Origin of the sequence: Kocuria marina, from assembly GCF_000786655.1 — a bacterium.
GTDB lineage: Bacteria > Actinomycetota > Actinomycetes > Actinomycetales > Micrococcaceae > Kocuria > Kocuria marina_A.
Map to the genome: position 1 here is coordinate 20,737 of NZ_JROM01000059.1, position 11,746 is coordinate 32,482.

Genomic DNA, 11,746 nt, shown 5'->3' on the forward strand with positions numbered 1-11,746 from the left:
GTCAGTGCTTCGGGCTGCGGCACCACACGAAGAACTCCACGTTGCCGTCCTGGCCCGGCAGCGGACTGGGCGCCGTGTCGAGGACCTCCAGCCCGACGTCGCGCGCGCACTCCCGCACGCGCTCCACCGCGGCCTCCCGCGCGGCTTCGGACGTCACGACGCCGGTGCGGGACAGCGCATGCACGCCCACCTCGAACTGCGGCTTGACCATGAGCAGAAGATCCCCGCCTGGCATCGTGGCCGCGGCGAGCGCCGGGACCACGATGGTCAGGGAGATGAAGGAGAGGTCGCACACCGTGAGTTGGGCGGGGCCGCCGATCTCGGCGGAATCCAGGTAGCGCACGTTGAGCCCCTCGTGGACCCGGACGCGGGGGTCCGCGCGCAGTTCGGGGACCAATTGGTCGTGCCCCACGTCCACCGCCACGACCTCGCGCGCACCACGGCGCAACAGGACGTCCGTGAACCCTCCGGTGGACGCCCCCGCATCCAGACAGCGCTTGCCCGCGGGGTACACGTCCGGGAACCGTTCGAGCGCGCCGGCCAGTTTGTGCCCGGCGCGGCTCACGTACTCCTCGCCCTCGGCTGCCGCGACCTCGAGCGTAGCCTCCGGGGTGACCACGGCGGAGGGTTTCGTGGCCGCGGACCCGTTCACACTCACGCGCCCGGCCTTGATCAGAGCGGCGGCCACGGTGCGGGACCGGGCGAGACCGCGCGCGGTCAGCGCCCGGTCGAGCCGATCGTTCACGGGTGCTCCCGCTCCCCCGCGGCGTCCGACCCAGGCTCCGTCACGGAGTCGGTGAGCCCGGCGGGCAACGAACCCGGCGACGCGTTGAGGATCCGCTCTAGTTCCTCGTGCAGGACCTCGTACGCCGCCGCCTGTTCCGTGACGGGGAGCGCGGCGATGTTTGCTTCACGCGCGAGCACGCGGTCCACGGGGTCCAGGCCGGTGTGCGGGGGCTCGGGGTGTTCCTCGTTCACGCGGGGTCCTGCCACGTCAGCGACGGTTCGTGAGCGACGTCGACGTCGGGATGGGCGGCCCACCACGCGGCGCATGCAGCGCGCCAACCGTCCAGGCTGTCGCGAGGCGCGGTGACCGTCACGGCGGTGCTGTCGGTCGCCGCGACGGCCTCGCGGCACCGCGCGCGGAACCGGTCGCCGTCGTGCGTGACGTCCACCCGGGGATACGGTTCGAACAGCTCACGCAGGTTCCCCAGGAGGTAGGTGGGGCGCTGGGACGTGCACGCGGCGAGCACCGAACGCGGCGAGTCCACCCCCGTGAACACCTCGATCCCGGGCATGCCCGCGTTGTTGGCCCCGAGGATGTCGGTGTCCAGCCGGTCCCCCACGACTGCGGGGTTGCGGGCGCCGACGCGCTCGGCCGCCTCGCGGAAGATGGGGGCCTCGGGTTTGCCCGCGACCACGGGTTCCCGGCCCGACGCCGCGGCAACAGCGGCCACGAGCGTCCCGTTGCCGGGGGCGATCCCCCGTTCCTTGGGGATGGTGCGGTCGGTGTTGGTCGCGCACCACAGCACGGCGTCGTCCGCGAGGGTGAAGGCGGCCTCGGCGAGGTGCTCCCATCCGATGTGCGGGTCGAAGCCCTGCACCACGGCCTGCGGTTGCTCGTCCTGCGAGGTCACGGGGGTCAATCCCACGGCGCGGATCTCGTCCGCGAGCGCCTGTGCCCCCGTGATCAACACTTTCGCCGACCGCGGGAGCCGCTCCGCCAGCAAAGCCGCGGCCGCCTGGGCGGAACTCACCACGTCCTGCGTCCGAGCGGGAGCGCCGAGGGACGAGATGTGCTCGGCCACCGCTTCGGGGGATCGGGATGCGTTGTTGGTCACGTACATCACCGCGCGCCCCGAGTCCTTCACTCGCTTGAGGCTCTCCGGGGCGCCGTCGATCGCGTGCGGTCCCGCGTAGACCACACCGTCCAGATCGCACAGCAAGGCGTCGAACCGTTCGATGAGCGTCGCGTCCTCGCTCCCCTCCTCGCGGGCGGGATCAGTTGCGGTCATGACCGGTGTCCGTCCCGTGCTCGCCGTCGGCGCTCTCGGCGGGTGCGTGGTTGTCGGCTGACGCGTCACCCGGAGCAGCCGCGTCGTCCGACGGCGCTGTCTCCTCCGGCGCAGGGGCCGCCTCCTCGTCGGAGTCCGTGCTCACTTCGGGGGCGTCATCACTGGGGCGGTCCGCGCTGTGTCGCTTCTGGGCCTCCCGGACGGTGCGCCGGGCCTCCTCGTCATCTAGGTCGTCCCCGAGGTCCACGATTTCGGGCTCCGAGAACTGGCCCATGCCGAGCGCGGCCTCCGCGACGATGGCCTGACGATCCCACGACATGGCCTCGCTGTCGCGGCCCACCGCACGCAGGGCGTCCGCGTACGCACGGAAGAGCTTGGGGCTGTAGGAGAACCCGCGGTTCTTGTCGAGCTGCGGGATCTCGAGCGCCGTGAGCGCGGCCTGGTCGTCGCCGGCATCGGCGTGGATCCCGGACACGACCATGGCGAGCTCGGCCTTGCCCTCCGCGTCCAAGGACTCGGCGGCGTCCGACGCGGCCTCTTCCATGGCCTTGTCCACCCGACCCAGGGCACGCTGGGCGTCCACCATCAGGGGCAGGTGCGCCTGCGAACCGGAGATCCGCCGGTGGGTGCGCAGTTCCTTCAACGCGAGCGCGTAGTCACCCGCCGCGTACGCCGCGATGCCCGCGACCTCGCGCACGGCGCCGATCCGGCCCGCCTTGCGCACCGCGGCATTGGCGTGTTCGAGCGCGAACTCGGGATCGTCGTCGAGGTAGCGAGCGGCCATCACGAGGTGCTTGGACACCCGCTCGGCATTGCTCGCCTCGAGGGCCTGTAGCTCGCGACGCATGGCCCGGTCGATCTCCCGACCCGTGACATCCGCGTCGACGTCCGGAGCCACGAACCGCGGCTGGGCGTCCCGGCGGTCGTCGCGCTCGAAACCGCGCGCGCCGCCGCGATCATCACGGTGCCCACGACGATCGTCGCGCGCCCCGAAACCACGTCCACCGCCCTGGCGGGCCCGGTCACCGCGGTCAGCGCCCCGGCCCGAGTAGCCCCCGTCCCGGCGATCCCGGTCACCGCGGTCGTCGCGACGCCCGTAGCCACCCTCGCGCCGGACCCGATCCCCGCGATCATCCCGACGTCCGTACCCGCTGTCGCGGCGGTCGTACCCGCCGCGCTCCCGCCCGTGAGCGCCGTCGCGGGGGCCGCGCCGGTCGTCCTCCTGGCGGTAGCCTCCTCGCCGGTCATCGCTGCGACGCTCGCCGCCGCGATCGTTGTCATCGCGCCGGAAGCCACCGGCGCGCTCGCCCGGGCCGCGGCCGTCCTGCGGTCGGTCGTCGCGACGGAAGCCGCCCCGGTCGTCGCGCCCATCGCGTCCCCGGTAGTCGCCGCGGTCGCCAGTGCGCTCGTCCCGTCGCCCGCCCCCGTCACGACGGTCATCGCGGCGGTCGTCCCGCCGGTCGTCGCGCCGCTGATAGCCGCCCCGGTCATCACGACGGCGCTCGCCACCGCGCCCGCCGTAACCCCCCGCGCGCTCGTCTCGGCCCCGGTAGCCGCCCCGAGCGTCGTCGCCCGACGAACGGCGGCCGCCGCCCCGGCCTCCGAAGCCGTCCCGATCACGGGAACGACCCGCGCCCCCGGGACCACCGCGGTACGAGGAGCGATCGCCACCGCGACGATCGCCGTCGTCCCGGGAGAACCGGCGCTCGCCCCCACCCCGGGAGAACCGGCGCTCGCCCCCACCCCGGGAGGAACCGCGCTCGTCACGGCCCCACCGGCCGCCGCGGTCACCCCCGCCGCGTCGACGATCGGAACGATCGTGGGAACCGTGCTGTTCAGATTCGCTCAAGGGGTGTCTCCTACTGCGGCCTGCGGCCATGGTGCGGGGGCGGGATCTGGCACCGCCCGATGTTCTAGAAGAGCATTCTACAAACGGTGCGCGAGCCGCTCCCAATGCCGGGGCGGGCCGGATGTGACACCCGAACGGGGCGCCGCGCGAGGATCGGAGGTCGGCGTGAACAGTGGGAGGGCGCGCGCCATACATAATGAAGCATGCGTTTGAGATCCCTCTCCAAAAACCTGCTGCTGCGGGTCCTCGTGGCCATCGTCCTGGGTATCGTGTTCGGCCTGTTCTTCCCGGAATGGCTCGCCCGGGTGTTCATGACCTTCAACGGCATCTTCAGCCAGTTCCTGGGCTTCCTGATCCCCCTGATCATCGTGGGCCTCGTGACCCCGGCCATCGCGGACCTGGGTCGCGGTGCCGGCAAGTGGCTGGCCGTGACGGCGGCCATCGCCTACGGCTCCACCATTTTCGCCGGTCTCCTGGCGTTCCTCGTGGCCAAGGCCAGCTACCCGTGGCTGCTGGGCGGTGACAGGTCCGTCAACGGGCTGGAGAACCCGGCGGACCACGCCCTCACCGGTTTCTTCGACATCACCATGCCACCCGTGTTCGACGTCATGACCGCCCTGATCCTGGCGTTCTGCATCGGCGTGGGGATCACGTTCGTCAAGGGCGACGCCCTGCACCGGGGTTTCGGGGAGCTGCGCACGATCGTGATGCGGATCGTGGAGAAGATCATCATCCCGCTGCTGCCCGTCTACATCTTCGGGATGTTCCTGAGCCTCACCATGAACGGGCAGATCGTCCTGGTGATCTCCACCTTCCTGCGGGTGGTGATCCTGGCGTTCATCATGACCGTGGTGATCCTGCTCATCCAGTACTGCGTGGCCGGTGTGGTGGCCAAGCGCAATCCGTTCGTGATGCTCAAGAACATGCTCCCGGCGTACGCCACCGCACTGGGCACGTCGTCGTCCGCGGCCACCATCCCCGTGACCCTCGAGTGCGCCAAGCGCAACGGGGTGGACGATCGCGTCGCCGGGTTCACCATCCCGCTGTGCGCCACGATCCACCTGTCCGGATCGACCATGAAGATCGTGCTGTTCTCCCTGGCGATCATGACCATCTCGGGCATGCCCATCAACACGTGGCAGTACATCGGGTTCATCCTGCTGCTGGGTGTCACCATGGTCGCCGCGCCCGGTGTCCCCGGCGGCGCGATCATGGCCGCGGTCGGTATCCTGCAGTCCACGCTGGGCTTCGACGAGACCGCCGTGGGGCTCATGATCGCGACCTACGTGGCCATCGACTCGTTCGGTACCGCGTGCAACGTGACGGGTGACGGCGCCATCGCCGCCATCATGGACCGCATGCTCAAGGACAAGAAGGGGCACCTGCGTGACGCCCCCGCGGAGTCGACCGTCTGATCACCTCGTGAGGGCCTGACAGGTCGTCCGCTCGACCTACGACGACGGCGCGTCGCACCGTGCGACGCGCCGTCGTCATGTCGTGGGCCTGCCGGGCCCGCTCACGAGATGCCGGTGATGACGGAGACCCCCGCCACGGCGAGGCCCGCGAACAGGATGCCCCACAGCACGATCGAGATGCACTGCCAGAAGATGATCTTCCCCTTGGCCACACCCGCGCCGGCCATCATGGAAGAGGTGATCTGACTCGGTAGGACGGCCTGGCCCAGGAGTGACACCCCGGCGACCCCGTACTTCTCGAACATCTTCACGAAGCGCTGTTGCCGCTTGCTCGGCTCCTTGCGCTCGTCGCGATTACGTGTGAACAGCCTGCGGACCTGTTCGGCGCACAGGACCAGCACGGTCATGGAGATGATGTTGCCGATGACGGCGAACAGCACCGCCATCACGGGGTGTATCCCTGCCACTACCCCCACGAACGATGCCCCGTAGGACTCGATGAACGGGATGGCCCCGCCCAGCATCAGGAACAGGGCCTGAACGGTCCCGCCCGCTGCTTCCACGTTCTCCTGCAACCAATCCATCGTGTGTCCTCTCCGTCCGCAGGTGTTCCGCCCCTGCTTACTATGACTTTCTTCCGGGCCTTCGTGGCCTACTGGTCACCACTCTTCCGCGTGGGAACAGTTCGCGGCAGTGAGCATCCGTCACGACCTCGGGCCCGGATGTCACGAGCCCGCATGACACGTGTCATACCGGGGTCACCCGGCCCCTAGGGTGGAGGCATGTCGGCGATCCCTACGTCCGCGCCGGTCCACGGCGCAGAACAGCACGAGCTCGACCGGGACTGTAAGAAAAACGGTGTGTGAGGGTCCGGCGTGATCCGAAAGGAGACGGCCGTGACCGACTTCACGACAGACAGGACAGAGGAGATGATCGATCCCGTGACGGGAGAGATCATCGATCAGAAGGACCTCGCCCAGCGGCTGCTGGCCCAGGCGAAGGAGCAAGGCGTGAGCCTGGTCGGCCCGGGCGGGCTGCTGAACCAGCTGATGAAGAACGTCCTGGAAACCGCCCTGGAAGCCGAACTGACCGAACACCTGGGCCACGACCACGGGCAGACCCCGATCGCGGCCAACATGCGCAACGGCACGAGGTCGAAGACCGTGCTGACCGAGATCGGCCCCGTCGAGATCGAGGTGCCTCGGGACCGGGACGGGTCCTTCGAGCCGGTGATCGTGCCCAAGCGCAAGCGGCGCCTGGACGGGATCGATCAGATCGTCCTCTCCCTGTCGGCCCGCGGGCTGACCACCGGGGAGATCGCGGCGCACTTCGAGGAGGTCTACGGGGCCAGGGTCTCCAAGGACACCATCAGCCGTATCACCGAGAAGGTCGCCGGTGAGCTGGCCGAGTGGTCTTCGCGCCCCCTGGACCCGCTCTACCCGGTGCTCTTCGTCGACGCGATTGTGGTCAAAGTCCGCGACGGGCAGGTGCGCAACACCCCGTTCTACGTCGTCATGGGCGTCACCGTGCACGGGGAACGCGACATCCTCGGGATCTGGGCCGGTGACGGCGCCGAGGGCGTTCGGTTCTGGCTGCAGGTCTTCTCCGAGCTGAAGAATCGGGGCGTCGAGGACGTGTTCATCGCCGTCTGTGACGGGCTCAAGGGCCTGCCGGAGGCGATCAACACCACCTGGACGCAAACGGTGGTTCAGCAGTGCATCGTGCACCTGATCCGCAACAGCTTCCGCTACGCCGGCCGCCAACACCGCGACGGGATCGCCAAGGCGCTCAAGCCGGTCTACACCGCGCCTTCAGAACAAGCGGCGAAGGACCGGTTCACCGAGTTCAAAGCCGAGTGGGGCCAGCGGTATCCGGCGATCGTGCAGCTGTGGGAGAGCTCCTGGGCGGAATTCGTGCCGTTCCTGGAGTACGACGTGGAGATCCGGCGGGTGATCTGCACGACGAACGCGATCGAGTCGATCAACGCCCGTTACCGGCGGGCGGTGCGGGCGCGCGGGCACTTCCCGAACGAGGCTGCTGCGCTGAAGTGCCTCTACCTCGTCACCAGATCTCTTGATCCGACCGGCGGCGGTAGAGCACGCTGGGTGATGAGGTGGAAGCCGGCGCTGAACGCGTTCGCGATCACCTTCGCCGGACGGTTCGAGAGAACCACTCACTGATGAAAACCGCCGGGCCCCACACACCGTTTATCGGACAGTCCCGCTCGACCTCGCGCGGCAACGCCGGAACATGAGCCTGGTGTGGTGGAGCACCTACCTCACGCTGGTGGGCATCCTGCTCTACGTGTTCTTCCTGAACTTCGCGGCCATCGCGTTCAGGCCATCGGCGGCCGCGTACGTCACGACGGGGATCATCGGCGTGACGAGCCTGCTGTGCTGGGCCGCAGGGCTGTTGCGGATTCGTCGGGGTGTGAGTCGGGCGGCCGTGTTGACTCCCTTCATGGGTGTGGCTGCCATCCTGGGGATTGTGTGCGCCGTTCTCGCGGCGAGCGTCGGCCCCCGAGGGGTTTACGCCGCACTCCCCCTGGCCGTCGTGGTCATGACGGCCGGCCTGCAGCCCGAGCACCGCTGGCGCTGGTTGTTCCTCGTGGCCGCTGCGATCCCGCCCGTGTACCTCTTGGTCTGTTGGGCCATGGGGGTGGTGGACCCGACCCCGATGGACGTCGCCATGACCATCCAGTACGCGGGGATCGTCCTGCTCGCCATCCCCTCCTCGTTGTGGGTCTGGGGCGTCATGCTACAGCTGGAGGCCGCTCAGCGCCGTGCCGCGGACCTGGCCATCGCGAACGAGCGGCTGCGCTTCGCTGCGGACCTGCACGACGTCCAGGGACATCACCTGCAGGTCATCAGCCTCACCACGGATCTCGCGGCCCGCCTGCTCGGCAAACAGCAGTACGACGCCGCCCGCGACCAGGTCCTCGCGGCTCTCGCAGGCGCGCAGGAAGCCCTGCGTGACACACGCTCCCTGGTCCAGGGTTATCGCTCCACCACTCTCGTGGACGAGCTCGAGAACGCGTCCTCCGTTCTCGGCGCGGCCGGGATCCACACGGGCGTGGACCTGCCCCCGATGCTGCGGACCTGGGCCGGCCGCTCACGACCCTTCCCCGACTCCATCGAGGACGGCCGCGGTGACACCGTCACGAGCAATGTGCTGGGCCTCGTTGTGCGGGAGGGCACGACCAATATCCTGCGGCACTCCCACGCCTCCTCCGCGCGGATCTCGCTGCGTCTGATCTCGTCCACGGGTCGTGACGACGACGCCGCACCCACCGATCGTGCCGCACGGCGGCGACGCCTGCCGGGCGGGGGCGCTCATCTCGAACTCGTCATCCACAACGACGGCGCGTCCCCGTCCTCGGAATCCACGCCGGACGCCTCCACCGGGAACGGATTGGCGGGGCTGCGTGAACGACTGTCGGCGCTGGGAGGCACGCTCACGTACACCTTCGATCCCGCGCACGCCGGTTTCACCCTGACCGCGCGCGTGCGCATGACAGGAGACGACCATGAATGACGAGCGGATCACTATCCTTCTCGCGGACGACGAGCACCTGATCCGCGGGGCCCTTGCTGCCCTGCTGCGCCTCGAGGACGACTTCGACGTGGTGGCCGATGTCGCAGACGGGGCCGAGGCTCTACGGGCGGCTCAGCAGCACTCCCCCACTGTGTGCAACCTGGACCTGTAGATGCCGCCCACGGATGGCGTGGACACGGCGCAGCGCATCGTGAGCTCGGTGGACACCCGCATCCTCATGGTCACGCGCCACGCCCGTCCCGGAGTACTGCGCCGCACCCTGTGTGCGGGCGTGTCCGGGTTCCTCCCCAAGTCCACGCCCTCCGAGAAGCTGGCCCAGGTGGTGCGTGACATCGCGGCCGGCAAGCGGTACGTGGATCCAGAAATCGCCGCCAGTGCGCTATCGGGCTCCGCATGTCCTCTGAGTGACCGGGAACTTGATGTGCTGCGTGAATCCGCGCAGCAGCCGACCCTCGCGGACGTCGCCGTGGCGCTCCACCTCGCGCCAGGTACGGTCCGTAACTACGTCTCCTCGGCGCTGGCCAAGTTGCATGTGGCCACCCGCCAGGAGGCCGTGCAGCGCGCGTGGGATGAAGGATGGATCTGAGTCCAGATCGCGGGGCCCATCGCGCCCACTATGGTCACCCGGCCACCGTCGCGTCCGCCCCCGTTCTAGTGGAGCAAAAGCACCCCAGCAGGTCCCCGGGGTGTTTTTACTCCACCCCACATCACACCCCCCTGGACATGACAAAGCCCCCAGCAGTTCGTCGCTGGGGGCTGATATTTAAAGGACCCCGGGAATGTTCCCGGGGGCATGGCAAAGCGGCTCTTCACAGATGAGGGTGTAGCTGTGGTGCGACCTGGGGCGGCGCGTCGGTGTCGGGGTGAGGGTCGAGGTCTTCCGATGATGGGAGTTCTCACACAACCCGTCCGGAAGACCTCGACGTGCCTGACGCTACCTTCACGCGCCCTGACCTGACTACCTTCACCCGCCTCGACGGCCTCGGTCTGGAGGTCACCGGCCAGCTGCTCGAGCCTGACCGGTCCGTGCTGGCGTGCCGGGTCGTGGAGCCGGACGACTGGTGCAGGCGGTGCGGCTGCCAGGGCGTGCCCCGTGACACGGTGAGCAGGGAGTTGGCGCACGAGCCGTTCGGGTGGCGCCCTACCACGCTGGTGCTCACCGTGCGCCGCTACCGCTGCAAGGAGTGCTCGCACGTGTGGCGTCAGGACACCACCGCTGCGGCGCCGCCGCGGGCCAAGATCTCCCGCGCCGGCCTGCGGTGGGGTCTGGTCGGGATCGTCGTCGGCCACCTGTCGATGGCCCGAGTTGCCGAAGGACTGGGCGTGGCGTGGAACACCGCCAACGACGCGGTCCTGGCTGAGGGCCGGCGTCTGCTCATCGAGGACCCGACCCGCCTGGACGGTGTCAAGGTCGTCGGGGTCGATGAGCACGTGTGGCGGCACACCCGGCGCGGTGACAAGTACGTCACCGTGATCATCGACCTCACCCCGGTCCGGGACGGCACCGGGCCCTCACGCCTGCTGGACGTGGTCGAAGGTCGGTCGAAGAAGGCGTTCAAGGACTGGCTGGCCGAGCGGGAGCAGGCTTGGCGCGATGGGATCGAGGTCGTGGCTATGGATGGGTTCGCGGGCTTCAAGACCGCCACCACCGAGGAGCTGCCGGACGCCGTCACGGTTATGGATCCCTTCCACGTCATCCGGTTGGCCGGGGACGCTGTCGATGAGTGCCGCCGCCGAGTCCAGCAGGAACTGCACGGACACCGCGGACGCAAGGGCGACCCGCTCTACACCGCGCGGCGGACCCTGCACACCGGGGCTGACCTGCTCACCGACCGCCAGCACGAGCGCCTTGACAAGCTCTTCGCTGGGGACCGGCACGTGCAAGTCGAGTGCACCTGGGGGATCTACCAGAGGATGATCTCCGCCTACCGTCACCCCGACCGGGCAGCCGGCCGCGTCGAGATGAGCTCCGTGATCGACGCCCTCGCCGACAGTGTGCCTGAGGCGTTGGTAGAACTGCGCAAGCTCGGCCGCACCCTGACCAGACGCGCCTGCGACGTCCTGGCCTACTTCGACCGGCCGCGCACGAGCAACGGACCTACCGAAGCCGTGAACGGTCGCCTCGAGCACCTGCGTGGCCTGGCCCTCGGCTTCCGCAACCTCACCAACTACATAGCCCGCGCACTCCTCGAAGCCGGCGGATTCAGACCACACCTACACCCCGAATTGTGAAGAGCCGGCAAAGCCCCCAAGGAATATTGCCTGGGGGCTCGTCTTGTTGCTAGCGGGTGGGCTTGGTGTTCGCGCCGGTGCTGCCGGTGCTCATGAATGGGTGCGTTAAATGGTGGGAGGCCGCACCCCTCACGGGGGTGCGGCCTCAACCACTCTTTTCTTGTGTGATTCCGGCGGTGTCTTACTCTCCCACACCCTTCCGAGTGCAGTACCATCAGCGCTGTGGGTCTTAGCTACCGGGTTCGGGATGGGACCGGGCGTTTCCCCCACGCTATAACCACCGGAAACCCTGTCACCAACCCCCACGTGCTGGTACTAGCACCGTGTGTGTAGGGGTGGTGAAACCTATTGGGGTCCGATATTTCGTGTGGACCAAGCTCTATTCTGTTATCACGATCAACCAACCACTACCCTGGCCCACCCCGTTTACCGGTGTACCCGGTGGGGGTGGGGGGTTGTTGGTGGTCAACCACATGGTGGACGCGAACACCACACTCTGATGAAAATTGTGTGTGTAGAAGTTTTCGGTGTATTAGTACCAGTCAGCTCCACGTCTTGCAACGCTTCCACATCTGGCCTATCAACCCAGTCGTCTACTGGGCACCTCACACCCCCGCAAGGGGGGGTCAGGAAATCTCATCTCGGAGCAAGCTTCCCGCTTAGATGCTTTCAGCGGTTAT

General features: G+C 68.4%; 9 protein-coding genes, 2 rRNA genes and 1 pseudogene. 5 read left to right on the top strand and 7 right to left on the bottom strand.

Translation table 11 applies throughout. The annotated features are described in order from the left end of the window. Nucleotide 1 precedes the first annotated feature (1 nt). The 4 genes from AS25_RS13330 to AS25_RS15115 are packed head-to-tail and all read right to left on the bottom strand — an operon-like array spanning nt 2 to nt 3,864. Nucleotides 2–745, bottom strand: coding sequence for a TlyA family RNA methyltransferase (locus tag AS25_RS13330; RefSeq protein WP_035965824.1), 744 nt, complete (start codon nt 743–745; stop codon nt 2–4). Beyond that, nucleotides 742–978, bottom strand: a complete 237-nt coding sequence (locus AS25_RS13335) for a hypothetical protein (protein ID WP_035965827.1) — start codon at nt 976–978, stop codon at nt 742–744. Before AS25_RS13335 ends, AS25_RS13330 begins: the two co-directional genes overlap by 4 nt. Beyond that, nucleotides 975–2,015 (bottom strand): HAD-IIA family hydrolase, encoded by a 1,041-nt coding sequence (locus tag AS25_RS13340; protein ID WP_052161016.1) that lies wholly within the window; start codon nt 2,013–2,015, stop codon nt 975–977. Before AS25_RS13340 ends, AS25_RS13335 begins: the two co-directional genes overlap by 4 nt. Further along, complete coding sequence (locus AS25_RS15115) at nt 2,002–3,864, bottom strand: hypothetical protein (RefSeq protein ID WP_216594126.1); 1,863 nt, start codon at nt 3,862–3,864, stop codon at nt 2,002–2,004. Before AS25_RS15115 ends, AS25_RS13340 begins: the two co-directional genes overlap by 14 nt. Nucleotides 3,865–4,067: 203 nt before the next feature. On the opposite strand from AS25_RS15115, the gene AS25_RS13355 reads away from it, so the two are divergent. Beyond that, nucleotides 4,068–5,279, top strand: coding sequence for a dicarboxylate/amino acid:cation symporter (locus tag AS25_RS13355; RefSeq protein ID WP_035965833.1), 1,212 nt, complete (start codon nt 4,068–4,070; stop codon nt 5,277–5,279). 101 nt (nt 5,280–5,380) lie between these two features. Here the strand turns inward: AS25_RS13355 and AS25_RS13360 are convergent, their stop codons facing one another. Beyond that, a complete protein-coding gene (locus tag AS25_RS13360) occupies nt 5,381–5,863 on the bottom strand; it encodes a small multi-drug export protein (RefSeq protein WP_052161017.1) in 483 nt (160 codons plus the stop codon). Nucleotides 5,864–6,208: 345 nt separating this feature from the next. Between AS25_RS13360 and AS25_RS13365 the strand changes: the two genes are divergently transcribed. The 4 genes and pseudogenes from AS25_RS13365 to AS25_RS13380 all read left to right on the top strand — a co-directional run bounded on the left by AS25_RS13365 (nt 6,209) and on the right by AS25_RS13380 (nt 11,066). Then, nucleotides 6,209–7,459, top strand: coding sequence for an IS256 family transposase (locus AS25_RS13365; protein WP_035965835.1), 1,251 nt, complete (start codon nt 6,209–6,211; stop codon nt 7,457–7,459). A 70-nt stretch (nt 7,460–7,529) separates the two neighbouring features. Beyond that, on the top strand, nt 7,530–8,813 hold the full coding sequence (locus tag AS25_RS13965; protein WP_084118238.1) for a histidine kinase: 1,284 nt from the start codon (nt 7,530–7,532) through the stop codon (nt 8,811–8,813). After that, nucleotides 8,806–9,420 (top strand): annotated as a pseudogene (locus AS25_RS13375) (response regulator transcription factor). The gene AS25_RS13965 and the pseudogene AS25_RS13375 overlap by 8 nt, the downstream one beginning before the upstream one ends. A gap of 338 nt (nt 9,421–9,758) precedes the next feature. Next, nucleotides 9,759–11,066, top strand: coding sequence for an ISL3 family transposase (locus AS25_RS13380; RefSeq protein WP_035965838.1), 1,308 nt, complete (start codon nt 9,759–9,761; stop codon nt 11,064–11,066). Between the two features lie 168 nt (nt 11,067–11,234). Here the strand turns inward: AS25_RS13380 and rrf are convergent. Together rrf and AS25_RS13390 are read right to left on the bottom strand one after the other, a co-directional pair. Further along, nucleotides 11,235–11,351 (bottom strand): 5S ribosomal RNA (rrf, locus tag AS25_RS13385). A 226-nt stretch (nt 11,352–11,577) separates the two neighbouring features. Further along, nucleotides 11,578–11,746 (bottom strand): 23S ribosomal RNA (locus AS25_RS13390); the annotation flags it as partial.